The sequence below is a fragment of the Roseateles flavus genome (genome assembly GCF_039872765.1).
Taxonomy (GTDB): domain Bacteria; phylum Pseudomonadota; class Gammaproteobacteria; order Burkholderiales; family Burkholderiaceae_C; genus Roseateles_B; species Roseateles_B flavus.
The window spans coordinates 280326-297956 of record NZ_JBDPZC010000006.1 but is presented as its reverse complement, the minus strand read 5'-3'; the positions used below and the strand labels follow the sequence as shown (position 1 = coordinate 297956).

General features: G+C 64.6%; 16 protein-coding genes. 6 read left to right on the top strand and 10 right to left on the bottom strand.

Annotated elements, in window-relative coordinates; genetic code table 11:
- Positions 1-102: 102 nt before the first annotated feature.
- Positions 103-1866, top strand: coding sequence for a terminase ATPase subunit family protein (locus ABDJ40_RS14630; protein ID WP_347610899.1), 1764 nt, complete (start codon positions 103-105; stop codon positions 1864-1866).
- Entirely contained in the window at positions 1863-2924 is a 1062-nt protein-coding gene (locus ABDJ40_RS14625; RefSeq protein ID WP_347610897.1) for a phage portal protein, read from the top strand. Before ABDJ40_RS14630 ends, ABDJ40_RS14625 begins: the two co-directional genes overlap by 4 nt.
- A gap of 55 nt (positions 2925-2979) precedes the next feature.
- On the opposite strand, the gene ABDJ40_RS14620 is transcribed toward ABDJ40_RS14625, so the two are convergent.
- The 5 genes from ABDJ40_RS14620 to ABDJ40_RS14600 all read right to left on the bottom strand — a co-directional run bounded on the left by ABDJ40_RS14620 (position 2980) and on the right by ABDJ40_RS14600 (position 8025).
- Complete coding sequence (locus ABDJ40_RS14620) at positions 2980-3801, bottom strand: hypothetical protein (protein ID WP_347610895.1); 822 nt, start codon at positions 3799-3801, stop codon at positions 2980-2982.
- 778 nt (positions 3802-4579) lie between these two features.
- Positions 4580-5158 carry a hypothetical protein gene (locus tag ABDJ40_RS14615; RefSeq protein WP_347610893.1) on the bottom strand — a complete coding sequence of 193 codons (579 nt, stop codon included), beginning with the start codon at positions 5156-5158 and terminating at the stop codon, positions 4580-4582.
- 1273 nt (positions 5159-6431) lie between these two features.
- Positions 6432-6971 carry a GNAT family N-acetyltransferase gene (locus ABDJ40_RS14610; protein WP_347610891.1) on the bottom strand — a complete coding sequence of 180 codons (540 nt, stop codon included), beginning with the start codon at positions 6969-6971 and terminating at the stop codon, positions 6432-6434.
- Positions 6911-7789 (bottom strand): aKG-HExxH-type peptide beta-hydroxylase, encoded by an 879-nt coding sequence (locus tag ABDJ40_RS14605; protein WP_347610889.1) that lies wholly within the window; start codon positions 7787-7789, stop codon positions 6911-6913. The genes ABDJ40_RS14610 and ABDJ40_RS14605 overlap by 61 nt, the downstream gene beginning before the upstream one ends.
- 68 nt (positions 7790-7857) lie before the next feature.
- Positions 7858-8025 carry a hypothetical protein gene (locus ABDJ40_RS14600; protein WP_347610887.1) on the bottom strand — a complete coding sequence of 56 codons (168 nt, stop codon included), beginning with the start codon at positions 8023-8025 and terminating at the stop codon, positions 7858-7860.
- Between the two features lie 1107 nt (positions 8026-9132).
- Here ABDJ40_RS14600 and ABDJ40_RS14595 point away from each other — a divergent pair.
- The gene (locus ABDJ40_RS14595) at positions 9133-9312 is read left to right on the top strand and encodes a hypothetical protein (protein ID WP_269633092.1); all 180 of its coding nucleotides are present in this window, start codon (positions 9133-9135) and stop codon (positions 9310-9312) included.
- Between the two features lie 12 nt (positions 9313-9324).
- Here the strand turns inward: ABDJ40_RS14595 and ABDJ40_RS14590 are convergent, their stop codons facing one another.
- Positions 9325-10371, bottom strand: a complete 1047-nt coding sequence (locus ABDJ40_RS14590; RefSeq protein ID WP_347610885.1) for a pirin family protein — start codon at positions 10369-10371, stop codon at positions 9325-9327.
- A 191-nt stretch (positions 10372-10562) separates the two neighbouring features.
- On the opposite strand from ABDJ40_RS14590, the gene edd reads away from it, so the two are divergent.
- Together edd and eda are read left to right on the top strand one after the other, a co-directional pair.
- Positions 10563-12377, top strand: a complete 1815-nt coding sequence (gene edd / locus ABDJ40_RS14585) for a phosphogluconate dehydratase (RefSeq protein WP_347610883.1) — start codon at positions 10563-10565, stop codon at positions 12375-12377.
- A 41-nt stretch (positions 12378-12418) separates the two neighbouring features.
- A complete protein-coding gene (gene eda / locus ABDJ40_RS14580; RefSeq protein WP_269633089.1) occupies positions 12419-13048 on the top strand; it encodes a bifunctional 4-hydroxy-2-oxoglutarate aldolase/2-dehydro-3-deoxy-phosphogluconate aldolase in 630 nt (209 codons plus the stop codon).
- 34 nt (positions 13049-13082) lie between these two features.
- Here the strand turns inward: eda and ABDJ40_RS14575 are convergent, their stop codons facing one another.
- Both ABDJ40_RS14575 and xth read right to left on the bottom strand, forming a co-directional pair.
- A complete protein-coding gene (locus ABDJ40_RS14575) occupies positions 13083-13640 on the bottom strand; it encodes a PaaI family thioesterase (protein WP_430765643.1) in 558 nt (185 codons plus the stop codon).
- Positions 13641-13657: 17 nt separating this feature from the next.
- Positions 13658-14422: an exodeoxyribonuclease III gene (xth, locus tag ABDJ40_RS14570; RefSeq protein ID WP_347610880.1), complete on the bottom strand. Its 765-nt coding sequence runs from the start codon at positions 14420-14422 to the stop codon at positions 13658-13660.
- Between the two features lie 351 nt (positions 14423-14773).
- Here xth and ABDJ40_RS14565 point away from each other — a divergent pair, with 351 nt between their 5' ends.
- Positions 14774-16462 carry a methyl-accepting chemotaxis protein gene (locus ABDJ40_RS14565; protein ID WP_347610878.1) on the top strand — a complete coding sequence of 563 codons (1689 nt, stop codon included), beginning with the start codon at positions 14774-14776 and terminating at the stop codon, positions 16460-16462.
- 50 nt (positions 16463-16512) lie between these two features.
- On the opposite strand, the gene ABDJ40_RS14560 is transcribed toward ABDJ40_RS14565, so the two are convergent.
- Together ABDJ40_RS14560 and ABDJ40_RS14555 are read right to left on the bottom strand one after the other, a co-directional pair.
- On the bottom strand, positions 16513-17091 hold the full coding sequence (locus tag ABDJ40_RS14560; protein ID WP_347610876.1) for a DUF4337 domain-containing protein: 579 nt from the start codon (positions 17089-17091) through the stop codon (positions 16513-16515).
- Between the two features lie 30 nt (positions 17092-17121).
- Positions 17122-17628, bottom strand: coding sequence for a dihydrofolate reductase (locus tag ABDJ40_RS14555; protein WP_347610874.1), 507 nt, complete (start codon positions 17626-17628; stop codon positions 17122-17124).
- Positions 17629-17631 lie beyond the last annotated feature (3 nt).

Below are 17631 nucleotides of genomic sequence, written 5' to 3'. Positions count from 1 at the left end.
GCGGCGCGCTGCGGTGCAGGGCAACCGCGTGCCGTTGTGGGCGCCGGCTCCACAACAGGCGCGTGCAGACGCGGGCGAGGGTTGGTCCGCACCATCGCGCCGATGAATTCGGTCCCCTCTCCCTCTGAACTCGACCCGCGACGCCGGGCCCGCGCCCTGTACTGGCAGGGCTGGCGCATCGCGCGCATTGCCGAAGAGCTGGATCTCAAGCCGGCCACGATCCACAGCTGGAAGCGCCGCGACCAATGGGACGAGTCCGACCCGACCGAGCGCATTGCCAGCACCATCGAGACGCGCCTGCAGCAGCTGCTGCTCAAGGAGAACAAGGAGGGGAAGGACTTCAAGGAGATCGACCTGCTGGGCCGCCAGGTCGAGCGCATGGCGCGCGTCGGCAAGTACCAGGAGACGGGCCGCGAGGTCGACCTGAACCCCAAGATCGCGAACCGCAACGCCGGGCCCAAGAAGCCGCCGGAGCGCAATGCGATCAGCGAGGAGCAGCAGCAGCGCCTGGTCGACGCCTTCATGGACGGCCTGTTCGGGTACCAGAAGCACTGGTACCGCGCCGGCCTGGTCGAGCGCATCCGCAACCTGCTCAAGTCGCGACAAATCGGGGCGACCTTCTACTTCGCCCGCGAGGCCCTGGTCGACGCCTTGCAGACCGGACGCAATCAGATCTTCCTGTCGGCGTCGAAGGCCCAGGCCCACCAGTTCAAGAGCTATATCCAGGACTTCGCCAAGAGCACGGCTGACGTGGAGCTGCGCGGCGAGAAGATCATCCTGCCCAACGCGGCCGAGCTGATCTTCCTGGGCACCAACAGCCGCACCGCTCAGAGCTACCACGGCAATCTGTACCTCGACGAGTACTTCTGGATTCCGAAGTACCAGGAGCTGCGCAAGGTGGCGTCGGGCATGGCCTCGCAGATGCGCTGGCGCCAGACCTACTTCAGCACGCCGTCAGCGCTGAGCCATGAGGCCTATCCCTTCTGGAGCGGTGAGCTGTTCAACCGTGGGCGGCCCAAGAAGGATCACATCCGCCTCGACATCAGCCATGCGGCCCTGCAGGCCGGCCGCCACTGCGAGGATGGCCAGTGGCGCCAGATCGTGACGATCGAGGACGCGCTGCGCGGCGGCTGCGACCTGTTCGACCTGGACCAGCTGCGCCTCGAATACTCGCCCGAGGAGCTGCAGCAGCTCTTCTACTGCCAGTTCATCGACGATGGCGCCTCGGTGTTCGGCTTCCACCTCATGCAGGCCTGCATGGTGGACAGCTGGGAGCTGTGGACCGACTTCAAGCCCTTCCTGATCCGCCCCTTCGGCTATCGCGAGGTGTGGGTCGGCTATGACCCCAGCAGCACCGGCGACAGTGCGGCCCTCGTGGTGCTGGCTCCGCCGCTGGTGCCCGGCGGCAAGTTCCGCATACTCGAGCGGCTGCAGTTCAAGGGCATGGATTTCGCCAAGCAGGCCGAGGAAATCAGGAAGGTCTGCGACCGCTACCGGGTGACCTACATCGAGCTGGACACCACAGGCCTGGGCGCCGGCGTCTACCAGCTGGTCAAGCAGTTCCGGCCCGATGCCGTCGGCGTGCAGTACTCGGTCGAGGCAAAGATGCGCCTCGTGCTGAAGGCGCTGGACGTGATCCGCAATGGGCGCCTGGAGTTCGACGCCGGCTGGACCGATGTGGCCGCCGCGTTCATGGCGATCAAAAAGACCACGACGGCCAGCGGCCGTCAGGTGACTTTCGCGGCGGGGCGCTCTGAAGAGCTGAGCCACGCCGACCTGGCCTGGGCGTGCATGCACGCGATGGCAAATGAGCCGCTGGAGGGCAGGACCGCGGCAAACACTGGTTTCATGGAGATCTACGGATGACCCGAAAGAATCGCGGCCCGCGCACGGCCGCTCCCGCCCCGCAGGGCCAGCTCGTGCAGCAGGTCCCGGGACCGAGCGTCGAGGCCTTCACCTTCGGTGACCCGGTGCCGGTCATGGACAAGCGCCAGATCCTGGACCTGCTCGAATGCCCCGTCCAGGGCAAGTGGTACGAGCCGCCCTTGAGCCTCGACGGCCTGGCTCGCTCGTATCACGCAGCCGTCCACCACGCGAGCGCGATGCAAGTTAAGCGCAATGTGTTGGTGAGCACCTTCAAGCCCCATCGCCTGCTCAGCCGCGCCGCCTTCGGCCGCTGGGTGCTGGACTTCTTGACCTTCGGCAATGCCTACCTGGAGCGGCGCGACAACCGCCTGCACACGGCCATGGAGCTGCAGCCGACGCTGGCCAAGTACACGCGGCGCGGCACCGACCTGGACCAGTACTACTTCGTGCCCGGCGACGGCCAGGAACACACCTTCGCGCGCCGCTCCGTGTTCCACCTGTTCGAGCCCGACCTGAACCAGGAGATCTACGGTGTGCCCGGCTACATGGCCGCACTCAACAGTGCCTGGCTGAACGAGAGCGCCACGCTGTTCCGGCGCAAGTACTACCAGAATGGCAGCCACGCCGGCTTCATCCTCTACATGACCGACCCGGCCCAGAGCGAGAATGATGTGACGGCGCTGCGCCAGGCGCTGAAGGACAGCAAGGGCCCGGGCAACTTCCGCAACCTGTTCATGTATGCGCCCAACGGCAAGAAGGACGGCCTGCAGGTCATCCCCATCAGCGAGGTGGCCGCGCGCGACGAGTTCTTCAACATCAAGAACGTGACGCGCGACGACGTGCTTGCCGCGCACCGCGTGCCGCCCCAGCTGATGGGCATCATCCCGAACAATACCGGCGGCTTTGGCGATGCGGCGAAGGCGGCGGCGGTGTTTAACGCGAACGAGATCAAGCCGCTGCAGCAGCGCCTGACGGAGCTGAACGACTGGCTCGGTGAGGAAGTGGTGACCTTTGAGCCGTATGTTGTGCAGAGCGATGGGGAAGGGAGCACAGACTAGATTAGCTCAATATCAGGCCCGCATTCTGTGGGCCTTTATTTGCGTCGTGACCTTTTTACCCGCCACACTGCTCTGGGCATGTTCTGAATTTGCACCAGTTTTTCCCGATCCAGGTTCCAGTTGCACAGGCCCCCAAAACCAGAACCCCTTCTTTCGCGGTAAACCCAAATTCAAGCAGTGCATAGCCAACGGCGCTGCATCCCAATGCGGCAACACCTTCAGATATTGTGTCGCACGCGTTGTTGCAAGACCCCATGCAAGCTGCGCGTCGTTCGGCCTCCCGGGCTGCCCAATCTAGAGAATTGTTGAGGAAGGGCCCAGCAGCGATCGCTGCAGCCGAATTGAAAGAAGATGTCCAACTTGCTTCCCAGAAGCCGCTATCGAAGTACTCGGCTGGAATGCCCTCGTCCCAACTTCCACCGCCGTATCCTGAATTGATGAGAGAGGCAGTTTTGTCAGTATTTGGTCCGGCAGTTCCAGTTGAACAGATTGACTTAACCATGCGATACAGGCGAACCCGGTCGGCTAAGTACTTTTCCACCTTTTCACGGGACGGGGGGCGGTTGTCAACTACTTCGTGGACGCCATTTCCCACGATGACTGATGGAACTTGATCTTTGTCGGTTGCATATTGAATGACGTACTCAAGGCCGTTGGGTGTGGAAATTGTCGCCGGACGTCCAAGATGGTCGTTCTTAATTGAATATTTATTCTTCAAATTGACGCTAGATTGAATGTCTCCGCAATTTTTCAGAATGTTGCTAATTGCTTTCGGTTCGAGGCCTAATGCGGGTTGAGGTTGTTCGGCCCTGGCTATGCCTTGTATGCAGGCAAATGAAAAAAGAACGGCAATGCAATTTTTGATAATATTTTTCATTTCTTTACGATGCAAAGGGTTGTTTTCTTGATGACTATTGCGGCCATTGCAATGATCATTGTGATGAGTAACGCAATCTCGATTGCAAAGCCTGGGCTAATGTGAAAAATGATGAACGAAAAAATCATGTATACCAAGAATACTTGGATAAAGTTCGGCTGAACCGCTACGAGTTTTTCCTTGCATTCTGGGCAGGTAATTACTTCTGATGGCGACGATTTCAGGGCGCTAAAAGCAGAGATTTTTCCGATATTGCAGGATGGGCATGTATACATGTTGGTTTGCCAGTGTGTGCGCAAAGTTCATTTTCTCTGCTGGGTAAATGCGGACACTCCCCATGCGGTGGGTGTTGTCCGTGAAACGAATTGCTATTTGATTTGATCTGCTTCTGTGGTAACAGCGTGCGGCGGTCCGCGCGTTGCTGGCAAGGCGCCTCGTTTGGGATCTTGCTTCCGTTGCGGGTTTGATCGAGCAGTACGTCGAAGCCGGCGTCAGCAAGCGCGTCGGTCTTCAGTGGTCTTGCCCTGCACGCCGGCGTATTGAATGTTGATTTCGTGCTGAGCAAGGGGGCAAAGGCACGGTCTGATGGTTCAGGGGGGCACCTCAGTCTGCATCCATCGAGTGACTGCCAGGCTCCCCCAAGAGAGCAGCAGGTCGATGTGGGTTGGCGCGCGGGCACGCAGAGGATCGGAAACCGGCCAGACCAGGGGGAGGCTCACATCTTTGCCGCCATTGAACGGACGGAAGACCGGCACCAGAGGCGGCAGCGTCTGAGTGCCTACTTCGTGAACGACCAGGAGACCGCGTTGTACGAATTTCCGACCGCGAAGGCAAAGAGCACGAAGCCGAGTACTGCACAGAGAATTGCTGCGTACCGGAAGCGATGACCCCAGCGACGACGCGGGGAGTTCTTGTCGCCTTGCTCGGCATAGCAATCCTGGCTGAAGTACCTGAACGCAAACCCTAGGGCGCCAAAAAGCACACCTCCGCCAAACTCAAGTAGAGGAAGGGCCAGATACCGTGCGAATGGGCCTCCCTCCGGCTTGCCTGCAAGGTTGCCCAGAACCCCGAGCAAGGCAATGACGGCGCCACCGTTTATTACGATCAATGACTGCAGTGCGGTCTTCCCGGCTTCCACTACAGCTTCGAGCATGGCAATACTGAAGCTGCTCTGAGCGGCGTAATGCGCCAAATAGCCGGCGTGTTCATGTGCGCGCCGCTCCTTCGACATTGCCGCGTCTCTCTCAAGTGCCGATAGATAAGAGCGAAGGGCGCTCACCTGCACTGATGCGGCGCCTTGACTCTCCACTTCGTCGAGCTGTGCTCTGAATGCATCGATTAGCTCTTGCGACTCCACTCGTTCCCCCGTCTCGTTATACCCATTGGCTTGGTCAGATGTGCCCTTCGGGGCCTATGAAGGCTGCAGCCGTTGAGCGGCTCAAACCCTCCGCTAGGAGGGCGGCAGCGCAAGGATGGTTGGCGGACCGGGAATCCTGCGGAGCTTAAACCGACGAGTCTTTCGGCTCACCACCCGGGCCGCCCTTGCATGGACGGAATACTGGCGCAAAAACCACAGCTCAGTCGGTGCGGCTTGGGCCGCCAATTTCATCGGGCCGCCAAACCCGGTCCCTGATGTGCAGGGCCGCCAGAAGTCTACCCTGACCGAATTCCGCAGCTAAATGGCCCGACGCATTCAACCCCCTCAGAAGTGAGCGGGACCGGGCAGGCTTCGGGCCTTGGCCGCGCGGACGATCGCGGCTTCCGGGGCCTCTGGGTGGCCTCGTAGGGGCCGGGGCGCCGGGCGGCACCCCTGCCGGACCTTGGCCGCGCCCCGGAGCGCGCGCGCGTGACCCCGCCACGCCTGCCCGCTTCATGTGCCTGGTTTCCTGCAGCTGCATGAGGCCCTGCCGAAGGGCCGCTGCCCCGTGGGGAAGGCCGGACAGCGGCCGTCGAGGACTGTTGCGGATTCATGCACCCAAGCGCATGCATGGCGATGCGAAGTCCAGGGTTTCGGCCCCGCAAAAGGTAATCACCGTCACCAGGCCCAAAGCCGGCGAAATTTGCCCTTACGAATCAACGATCTAGGAAGTTACCTTTGAAAGGTAACCTGGAGACACCTGAAAAGTAATCAGCGCCTAAGTGCTTGATTTGCAAGGCTTCTTCTGTATATTCAGGTTGCCTTTTATAGAGGTAATCTAGTTACTCTAAAGTTACCCCAAGGTGACCCCGATCCGGACCGGACTTTGCCCAGTGTTCATCGGGGTTCCCGGCAATTTGATGGGGTCGGCGTCAAAGATTACCTTTTTTTTCGACCCCCTCCGACCTGAGAAATGGGCCGCGCGTGCATGGCGGGCGCACGCGATCTTCACCTTGTTGTCGCCAGCTCGAGGTCATGGCCGCCGGGCTACTGCTTACGGCCTGGCTGGACAGAATTCTGGCCATGCAGATCAACATGTGCGACCTTGAGAACATCGCCGCTTTGCATGAGCTCTGCCTGGCGGCCCGCGATGGCCCCAGCTCGCCGCGCTAAAGGGCCGTTGCCCGGCCTTCAAACGGCCCTTCCGGGGCCCGCCGCAGCATGTGGCGTCTGGACTGGAACCGTACTCTTGCTGCCACTTGGAATCGGCCGCTCAGGTGCTGGCAGTACCGCACGACTCGTCGCAGGGATCTGGCAGCTGCACCTCGAACGCATAGCTGGCGCGCTGTCGAGTGAAGCCAATGGCCTCATAGAACTGGTGGGAATCCTCGCGGTGAACGCCGGAGCGCAATCGCACACGCCGCGCACCGGCGTCTTGGGCCCATTGCACTGCAGCATTGACTAGGGCCCGGCCGACGCCGCGTCCCTGCCATTGCTTCAGCACGGCCAGGGCATGAACTTCCGCGTAGCCGTCGCTGGCAATGAGGTAGATGCGCTGGGCCTGACACAGCCCGATGACTGCATCGGCAACGGCTGCGATCATGAGCATTTGGTCGGGCTGATCAGCTAGGCGAGTCATCCGCTGCCGGACTTCTGCAGCCGTTGACGCATACCCAAGATCTGGAAGGATTCTTGCGATGTCCTCAGCGTCCTGCTCTGTCGCTGGCCGAAGTACAAGAGGTTCGGCGAGATTCACTGCAGAAGCGCCTGCATCTCGTCCACCATCTTTTTGCCGATGGCAGTGAACTCGCATTGCGCTCGCAAAGTGTCCAGCGCTTCGCTCAAGGCAGACTCCAGCGTCCCGCCGATGTAGAAGGAGCCGTGACGTCGAGCGGCTTCTTGGGAGATTGCATTCTTCGTCCAAGTCTGCGTTGTGAACAGCATGAAGGCCAATGCTACAGCGCCGTGAAAGCTCTGGATGGCCGGCCGCTCAACCTTGCGAACGGAGGACAGCACCGGGGCGCTGGGTGAGCTCGCCAGAATCGGATCGACGCTTTGCCAGACAAAGAGCGTGTGGTGTCCAAGTTCGTGCGCCAGATCGATCGCCACGTCATAGGCGTTCCAATTGTCCGGGATACCGCGGAACAATATTCCGCGCATGTTGGCGTTGCTGTACCCGCGGTGCTTGTCCCCCAGCGGGAGCACAAATTCCACCAGCTCGGTGTAAAGCCTGGCCAGACTGGGATCGCTGCCAAGCAGCACGTCTACCCCCGCGTCCACGGCGTGAATCGCGGCCGGATTCACTAGGGCAGCCGGCAGCCAATCATCGCGTGCACCTGGCATGAGACCCTCGTGGTACTGCATGTGCTCAAGGCGCGTCTGCACGTAAGTATGGGCAGGCTGCAAATAGCTCGCGTCATTGATCAGACGGCCTCTGGCGACGCTCGGGTGCGGGGCAAAGAGGGATTCAGGAAAGGAGAACTTGATGTCAGTTCCTGCCGCAATCCAGGGCACGTAGACGCTTGCAGGCGAGCCCATCGCCTGGAACTGCTTGACCGCTGACGCCTTGAGCTGCTGGCTCAAGGTGAAGACATGGTCGGACACCGAAGGGCCGACGAGAATGCAAGGCATAGGCTGTCTCGGAGTTAGCAGGGATGGGCAGTTCGCGGCAAAGGCAGCGAACTGCCCATTGGGGGCTATCAGCCCACGGTGGCCGGAGCCTGCTGCGGGGGCAGCACGGCCTGAGCGGCGGTGGCGTACACGGTGTAGTCACGCGCAGTGGCGCTCTGGCCGCCGGACACCAGGGCCAGCAGTTGGGCTTCCAGCTCTTGCGGCTGAGACAGGGTCTTGATTTCAGTGTTCTTCATGATGAAGGTTCCTCTTCAGTTGATAGATCGTCCCGATTGATCCCCAGTACTTCAAAGCTTCAAGCGAAACAGGCGCGACGTTAGCATACGATCTTCGTCAACATGAGCGGTTTTTCTATTGCATCCCTAACTTTCACTAGACGCGGATCGCATAAGCAAATGACTGGAATGAATTTTGAGATCAACGCGGAATCGTTCTGAGTGCTCGAGGGCACCGCAGATACCCACGGCGATGGCGGAAGCTCAGCCAGGCGGTCACCTCGATGGCAAGGACGGCATGACCGACAGGAGCAACTCTCGTCTTTCCTTGGGGGCAATGCCGACAGCTTGGCAGCTACTCCACCTGGCCAGCTTCTGACTGCTCGCTGACCGGGCGGCACCACCACGTCTGCCGCATCCCTGGGTCTTGCAGATGGTCTGAGTCCTCTCGGCCCGACAGAAGGAACCCGCGGTCTTCCATCGCGGTCAGTTCGCAGCCATGGATGGCCGGGATCAGGTACGAGGCGCCCCGGCTTTGGCCGCATCGCAGAACGGCAGACCTCACCCATCGATCCTCAAATCGGTTCGACAGGCGCCAACGCTCAATCGTGAGCCAACCGACCGAGGGCTCGCCGAGCTGGTCGAGCTCCAACTTCATCCCATCTTTCCTGAGCCTGAGTACTGCCACCTTCATGCTGTATAAATATACAGTATTTGCGTGCCGTTGGTAGCGTAGGTTTTGGCGTAGGTTCCGGGGAAGATCTTAGATTTTCATGGGAGAACACGCCGCTGCATCATGGGCGTGTGGGCGGAGAAATCCTGGGCTGCGGGGTCTGCCTTGGCAGGGGCGGCGCTGGGTGCTTGGGCCATGTCGGCGTGCGGGAGGCTGAAATTGGGAAGCGAGCCCATCCGGGCTCGCGGGGCTGGCATCTTAGCGGCAGCGGATGGCCTGCAGGATAGAGGGGCCTGTCACGCCGCGCGGCCGGCCCCGGGGCTCTGATCGGTCACTCAAAACAACACTTGAATACTGTATGGACATACAGTATTCTTGGGCCATCACGAATCGAGGCAGGCACGCCAACCCGGCGCCCCCTGCCGCCTGGTCAAGCAATACAGCGGGAGCAGCAGATGGCAGCGGTCAAGCGCATGGGTGTGAAGATGGGCCACGCAGTGGGCCATGCAGTGGGGCAAACGGTAGGGCTGACGGTGGGCAAGGTGGTCAGCGGCCGCATGCAGGAGCCGGAATCCTGGATCGTGGGCATTGGCGGCCTGACGCTGCTGGGCCTGGCGCTGGGCGTGCTGGGCTGAAGCGCGCGCCTCTCAGGGCCGGGTGGCTGGCAGGGGAATGAAGTCGTCCTCGCCCGGCACCTTGGGAAAGCGGCCCTCAGCCCAGTCTTTGGCCGCCTGCTCGACACGCTCCTTGCGGCTGGAGACGAAGTTCCACCAGAGGTGCCGGTGCCCGTCCAGGCGCTTGCCGCCCAGCAGCACCAGTTCGGTGGGCTCTGGCTCCCAGGGCGGGGCGCTCAGCTCGAAGGCCACTCGGGCTGCCTGGCTTGATGGCCGGGCTTGACCCTGGCTTTCCTGAGTGGCGCCCGCATGGGAGCCGCTGGCCTGGCCGCCGTCTGTCAGCGTGGCATCGCCCTGAGGTCCCTCGGCCTGAAGGATTGCGCCCGCCGGGCTCCCCTGCGCCGAGCGCAGCACCGCCAAGTGGCGAGCGGGCAGCGGCTCTCCGTCCAGCAGCAACTCCTGGCTGGGCGCATAGATCGCCCATTCCTCCGGCAGTTCGGAGCTCCAGTCGCTGAGGGTCAGGCTGGCACCGGGGTCCAGGCTCAGGTGAAGGTACAGCGTGCCGGCCGAGGCGCGAACGGGCGAGCGAAGGCCGCCAAACTGCCCCACGAGCACCCGGATCCGAACACCCGGCCGCTCCAGCACGGGCAGGTCCGCTGCGGCCACATGCTGGAAGGCGGGGTCGCATTCCTCTTCGTCCCGGGGCAGGGCGCACCACAGTTGCAGGCCGTGCATGGCGTAGGCGGTCCCACGGCGCTGCTCCGGCGCCCGTTCGCTGTGCACGATGCCTTTGCCGGCCGTCATCCAGTTGATGTCGCCCGGGCGGATCTCCTGCCGCGCCCCGGTGCTGTCGTGGTGGAGCAGGGCCCCTTCGAAGAGGTAGCTCACGGTGCTCAGGCCGATGTGCGGGTGGGGGCGGACGTCGTGCGCCGGATCGCCATGGCTGGTGGTGGGGCCGAAGTGGTCCATGAAGATGAACGGCCCGACGCTGCGCTGGGCCACGGCCGGCAGCAGGCGGGACACCTTGAAGCCTCCGCCCAGGTCTTTTTCATGGCCGTGGATGATGCGTGCTGCAGGCATGTCAGTCTCTTTCATCGGCCAGGCGCGGCCTGGCAGGATTGTGTCTTGCCGGTGTCGGGGCGGCGCCTCATTGTCGGCCGGGCAACTGTCTTGCACATGTACTCGCCTTGTAACCCGCAGCAGGCGCACTTCTTGTAATATGGTTACCAACTTAATAAGGGTTGAGTTACATCAGCCCGAGGCACAGACGCATGAACAAGACGCTGCAAACGGTGACCGCACGCATTCGCGAGCGCAGTGCGCCGGCCCGTGAACGCTATCTGGCCGAGGTCGAGCGCCTCGCCCAACGCAAGAAGGGGCCCGAGCGCATGGGCTGCGCCAACGTGGCCCATGCCTTTGCCGCCATGCCTGCGAACGACAAGCTGCGCATCGTCGCCGAGCGTCCCACCCACCTCGCGGTGGTCACGGCCTACAACGACATGCTCTCGGCCCACCAGCCCTACGAGCACTACCCCGAGCTGATCCGAGACGAGGCCCGCCGCCACGGCGCCACCGTGCAGGTGGCAGGCGGCGTGCCGGCCATGTGCGACGGCGTCACCCAGGGCCTGCCAGGCATGGAGATGAGCCTCTTCTCGCGTGACACCATCGCCATGGGCACCGCCGTGGCCCTGAGCCACGACGTCTTCGACGCCGCCCTGCTGCTGGGCATCTGCGACAAGATCGTGCCGGGCCTGCTGATCGGCGCGCTGAGCTTCGGCCATCTGCCCTGCGTCTTCGTGCCGGCTGGCCCGATGAGCAGCGGCCTGTCCAACAGCGACAAGGCCAAGGTGCGCGAGCTCTTTGCCCAGGGCAAGGTCGGCCGTGAGGAGCTGCTGAAGGCCGAGTCCGCCGCCTACCACGGGGCCGGTACCTGCACCTTCTACGGCACGGCCAACAGCAACCAGATGCTGCTGGAGGCCATGGGCCTGCATGTGCCGGGCGCCGCCTTCGTCCACCCGCATGAGGACCTGCGCGAGCGCTTGAGCCGCGAGGCCGTGCGCCAGGCCCTGCGCATCGCGCCGGGCGCAAATTTCACGCCCATCGGCCGCCTGGTGGACGAGCGCTGCATCGTCAACGCCATGGTGGCCCTGCTGGCGACCGGCGGCTCCACCAACCACCTGATCCACTGGGTGGCCGTGGCCCGCGCGGCGGGCATCAGCATCGACTGGACGGACTTCTCGGAGCTGTCCGCCGTGGTGCCGCTGCTGGCCCGCGTCTACCCCAATGGCAGCGCTGACGTGAACCAGTTCCAGGCCGCCGGCGGCCCGGGCTTCGTGATCCGAGAGCTGCTGGGCGCCGGGCTGATGCACGGTGATGTACTGACCATCCACGGGCCGGGCCTCGAAGCCTATGGCCGCGTGCCCCAGGCCTCGGCGGCGGGCGTCGAATGGAAGGACCTGCCGGTGGGGTCGTGCGATGACAGCGTGGTGCGAACCGCCGCGGCGCCCTTCAGCCCGACGGGGGGGCTGAAGCTGCTGGACGGCAATCTGGGCCGCGCCGTGATCAAGGTCTCGGCCGTGCCCGAGGACCGCCATGTGATCGAGGCCCCGTGCCGCATCTTCAGCGACCAGGAGTCCATGCAGGCCGCCTTCAAGGCCGGCGAGCTGGACCGAGACGTCGTCGTGGTCGTGCGTTTCCAGGGCCCGCATGCCAACGGCATGCCCGAGCTGCACAAGCTCACGCCGCCGCTGGCCGTGCTGCAGGGCAAGGGCTTCAAGGTGGCCCTGGTGACCGATGGCCGCATGAGCGGGGCTTCGGGCAAGGTGCCGGCCGCCATCCATGTGAGCCCCGAGGCGCTGGCCGGCGGGCCGCTGGCACGCCTGCGTGATGGCGACGTGGTGCGCCTGGATGCCGTGACGGGTGAGCTGCAGGCCCGGGTGCCTGCCGATGAATGGGCCGTCCGCGAGCTGGCCACCATCGATCCCGCACAGGCGGCGGACAACGCCACCGGCCTGGGCCGCAATCTTTTCGGGGGCTTCCGCAGCAACGTCCGCAGCGCCGAGGAAGGCGCGGTCACCTGGCTCTGAGCGCCTGGCACGCAGCAGTGGAACAAAGCAGAGGAACTAGCATGAGCAATCAGACCCTGAGCCTGGCCAGCCACGGCCCCGTGATCCCCGTCATCGTGATCCAGAAGCTGGAGCATGCGGTGCCCCTGGCCGAGGCCCTGGTCGCCGGAGGCGTGCGGGTGCTGGAGGTGACGCTGCGCACGCCGGTGGCGCTGCAGGCCATGGAAGCCATGGCCCGTGCCGTGCCCGAGGCCATCGTGGGGGCAGGCACCCTGCGCACCGCCGCGGATGTGGCGGCGGCCAAGAACGCCGGCTGCCGCTTCGGCGTCAGCCCGGGTTTCAACTCCGAGATCGCCGTGGCGGCCCAGGGGCAAGACCTGGCCCTGCTGCCGGGCGTGTCCACCGCCAGCGAGGTCATGCAGGCCAATGCCGCGGGCTACACCTTCCTGAAGCTCTTCCCGGCGGTGGCCGTGGGCGGCGTCAACCTGCTCAAGGCCCTGGCCGGGCCCTTCCCGGACGTGGCCTTCTGCCCGACGGGCGGCATCACGCAGGAGTCCGCCCCACAGTTCCTGTCCCTGCCCAATGTGAAGGTCTGCGGCGGCTCCTGGCTCACGCCGCAGGACGCCATGGATGCCGGAGACTGGGGCCGCATCACCCAGCTGGCCCGCGCGACGCACGCCTTGCGCGCCTGAGGGCCGGCTCAGGGCGCCAGCGGGCGCCCGCTCCTCAGCCCTGCCGCTGCTCGAAGATCAGGCAGGTGGTGCTGGCATGGGCATAGAGCTTGCCGTCATGCCCCAGCAGGCGGGCCTCCGAGGTGGCCACCTGCCGGCCGCGGTGCGTCACCTCGCCGATGGCGCGGACCAGGGGCACCTTGTCCGTCAGGGCGCGCACCAGGTTGACCTTGAATTCCAGCGTCGTGTAGCCGCTGCCCGGCTCCAGCGTGGTGTGCACCGCGCAGCCCAGGGCGGAGTCCAGCAGGGTGGCGAACCAGCCGCCGTGCACGGTGCCCAGGGGGTTGTAATGACGGAACTGCGGCTTGCCCTGGAAGACAGCCTTGCCCTTGGCCACCTCGATCAGCAGGAAGTCCAGCGTCAGTGCGATGGGTGGGGGCGGCAGCTCGCCGTCGAGCATGGCCTGCATCTGGGCCAGGCCGTCCAGGCCGGCCAGCTGGTCCAGGCGCGCCAGCCCGGGATCGGGCTGCATGCGCTGACGGACCCGGGCTTCCTCGTCGCACCAGCGCTGGAGCTGGGCGTCGGCATGCGTGGCAGGGTCGGCTCGACTCATGGGATCTCCTGAAGGCTTCAATCCAGGGTGACGATGACAGGCGCGTGGTCGCTGGGCCGCTCGTTGCGCCGCGGCTGCTTGTCGATCTCGCAGGCCTTCACGTGCGGGCGCAAGGCTTCGCTGACCAGGATGTGGTCGATGCGCAGGCCCTGGTTCTTGCGGAAGGCCAGGTTGCGGTAGTCCCACCAGCTCCAGCTCTTGGGCGGCTGCTCGAAGAGCCGGAAGGCGTCGACCAGGCCCAGGCCCAGCAGCGCCTGGAAGTGCTCGCGTTCCTGCGGCGTGCAGTGGATCTGGCCCGCCCAGGCCACGGGGTCGTAGACGTCGCGGTCCTCGGGGGCGATGTTGAAGTCGCCCATCAGCACCAGGCGCTCGTGCGTCTTCAGCTCGGCCCGGACCCACTCGCGCAAGGCCTCCAGCCAGCCCATCTTGTAGACGAACTTTTCGCTGTCCGGCGCCTGGCCGTTGGGGAAATAGGCGCCGATGACTCGCACGCCGTCCACCGTGCCGGCGATCACGCGCGCCTGTTCGTCCGCAAAGCCGAGGATGTTCTTGACCACGTCCGTGGCCGGCTTGCGGCTCAGCAGGGCCACGCCGTTGTAGGTCTTCTGGCCGAACCACTGCACCTGGTAGCCCGCCGCGCCGATCTCCAGCGTGGGGAACTTGTCATCCGTGAGCTTGGTCTCCTGCAGCACCAGGGCATCGACCGGATTGGCCGCCAGCCAGTCCAGGAGCTGCGGCAGGCGCACGGCAAGGGAGTTGACGTTCCACGTGGCAAATTTCATGAGTACAGGACAAAAGACGGGGGGAGTGGCCATTGTCAGCCAGAACTGAGATTGCCTTGCCGCCTCGCGCTGCGTATGGTTGCACCACGGTGGACAGCGCCAGGGCTCCCGGGCCTGCAGGGCGCGCACCGATGGCTGCAATCAGCGGGATAACAAGCCAAGAGGCTGGCCCGCCAAAGGGGAGCGAATCATGCAGAGCCGTAGCTGCGGGCCCTAGTCGCCCGGCATCCACTTCCATCCTTTCCTCCGCACGGTGAGCCGCAGGCGCCCGCCGTGGTGGCGGCGCTTTCCTGCCCGGCAATCCGGGTGGCGCAATGTCTGCGCCTGCCCGACCATCCCATGGAGAGATCAATGCAACAAGCCAAGGCAAGTTCGGTTCGCGGCATCTTCGGCACGCTGTTCGCGGCGGTGTTCGGCATCTCGGTTCTGCTCCTGTGCTCGACGCTGGCGATGCGGCGCGCGGCAGAGAGCGTGGAGCGGGCCACCCAGGCACGCTATGACTCCTACCTCCTCGCCGACGAGCTGCGACAAAGCTCGGACGATCTCACCCGCCTCGCCCGCACCTATGTGATCAGTGCCGATCCCAAGTGGGAGAAGCAGTACTTCGAGGTGCTGGACGTCCGCAACGGCAAGCTCGCCAGGCCGGCGAACTACCAGGGCATCTACTGGGACTTCCGTGCGGCCGACGAAACGCCGAACAAGGGCAGTGGCGCCTCGGTGCCCCTGCAGGACCTGATGAAGAAGGCCGGCTTCACCGAGGCTGAGTTCGCCAAGCTGCGCGAGGCGCAGCAGAACTCCAACGACCTGGTGCGCACCGAGACCATCGCCATGAACCTGGTCAAGGGCCTCTACGAGGACGGCAAGGGTGGCTTCACGAAGCAGGGAGCGCCGGACCTCGAGCGTGCCCGGGCGATGATGCACGACCTGGACTACCACCGCTTCAAGGCCAAGATCATGCGGCCGGTGGACGAGTTCCTGCAGCTGCTGGACCAGCGCACCGCCTTGGCCGTGGCCCAGGCCAGCGAGCAGCGCAGCACCTGGGCCAATGCCTCGCTGGTGCTGGCCCTGCTGCTGGTGGCAACCGTGGCGGGCCTCCTGTGGTGGGGCTACCGGGCCATCCTGTCCCAGCTGGGTGCCGAGCCCGCACGGGTGAGGGACATCGTGGAGCGGGTGGCCTCCGGGGACCTCAGCAGTCCGGTCGGGCTGCAGGGCGCGTCCCCTCACAGCCTGCTGGCTGCAGTCTCCCGCATGCAGCTGGCCCTGCGTGACGTGGTCGGCGCGGTGCGCGCCAGCAGCGACAGCATCGTCACTGGCTCGGCCCAGATCGCGACGGGCAATGCCGACCTGTCCCAGCGGACGGAGCAGCAGTCCAGCAATCTGCAGCAGACGGCGGCGTCGATGGAGACGCTGTCCGACACCGTGCGCAGCAATGCCGACACCGCCCGCCAGGCCACGCAGCTGGCGGGCTCGGCCAGCGCGGTCGCCGAGCGCGGCGGCGAGGTGGTCAGCCGCGTGGTCTCGACCATGGAGGAGATCAACGGCGCCTCACGCAAGATCGTCGACATCATCGGCGTCATCGACGGCATTGCCTTCCAGACTAACATCCTGGCCCTGAATGCCGCCGTGGAAGCCGCGCGGGCTGGCGAGCAGGGCCGTGGTTTCGCTGTGGTGGCCAGCGAGGTTCGCAGCCTGGCCCAGCGCAGCGCCGAGGCGGCTCGCGAGATCAAGGGCCTGATCCACGACAGCGTGGGCAAGGTCGAGGCCGGCAGTCAGCTGGTGAACGAGGCGGGCAGCACCATGGCCGACATCGTCAGCCAGGTGCGCCGCGTGACGGATCTGATCAGCGAGATCAGCACCGCCAACAATGAGCAGACCACGGGCATCCAGCAAATCAGCAGCGCGGTGGGCCAGCTGGACCAGGTCACGCAGCAGAACGCCGCCCTGGTGGAGGAGAGTGCCGCCGCGGCGGAAAGCCTGAGCCAGCAGGCCCAGGCCCTGATCGAGGCGGTGCGGGCCTTCAGGCTGGAACCGACGGCCTGAGGCCGCCGCCGGGAAACGGGCCGCTCACTGCGGCCCGTGACCTGCAGGCTTCAGTAATGCAGCCAGGCCGCAATGCCGATCAGCACGCCCACGCCGCCCACGGCCAGCGTCGCGCCTTCCATCCAGCGGCGGCGGGTCAGCAAGGCGATGGCGGCCAGGGCGATGGAGACCTGCAGGGCCGTGGTGGCCTGCGCCCAGCGGTGGTGCTGGTGGAGCTGCTGCTCGCTCCGGTGGTCGAAGTCGGCGGACTCCTTCTCCAGGGCCTCGGCCTCCTTCTTGATCTCGTTCTTCTCGGTCTCGTAGCGCTCGATCTTGGCCTTGTACTTGGCCTTCTGCTCGTCGCTGGGCGCCAGGTCCATGGCAATCTCGGCCAGGTTCTGCTTGCTGCTCTTGGACTGGAAGTAGGCCCACTTGTTCGCCGCTTCCGTCTTCTTGATGGCCGCGTCGTTCTTGTAGAGGCCGGCATTGGCCTGGGTGGCACCGCCCATGTAGGCGAAGAGCGCACCCACCGTGGCCAGGATGGCCGTGATCACCGCCAGCTGGCCGGCCATGCCTTTGGGTTCGTGCTGGGCCGCATGCTCCAGTTCGTGGTCATGCGGGCCGTGGACGTGGAAACCGCCTCCGGACATTGTTCATTCCTCCCGAAATTGAAAAACCGCTCAGCCTACGCGTTCGTAGCGCACGAAGCTGTAAGAAAAGCCTTCTGGCTCGCCGGCGCGGTGCGTGTGCTCCTCGCGGCGGCTCATGCGGAACTGCGAGGCATCCCAGGCCGGGAAGAAGGCGTCGGCCGGGCGCTGCAGGTCGAACTCCGTCAGTTCCAGGGCTGCGGCCAGGGGCAGGGCCAGGGCGTAGATCTCGGCGCCGCCCATCACGAAGACCTGCTCCCCGGGGGCGCAGGCGGCCAGGGCCGCGGTGATGTCGGTGAAGACCTCGGCGCCGGGCAGCTGCAGGCCCGCCTGGCGGCTCAGCACCAGGTTGCGGCGGCCGGGCAGGGGGCGAAACTTCGCGGGGATGGAGTCCCAGGTCTTGCGCCCCATCAGCACCGTGTGGCCCAGGGTGAGCGCCTTGAAGTGGGCCATGTCCTCGGGCACGCGCACCAGCAGCTCGTTGCCCAGGCCGATGCCGCGGTCCCGGCACAGGCCGGCGATGAGGGTCAGGTCTTGCATGCT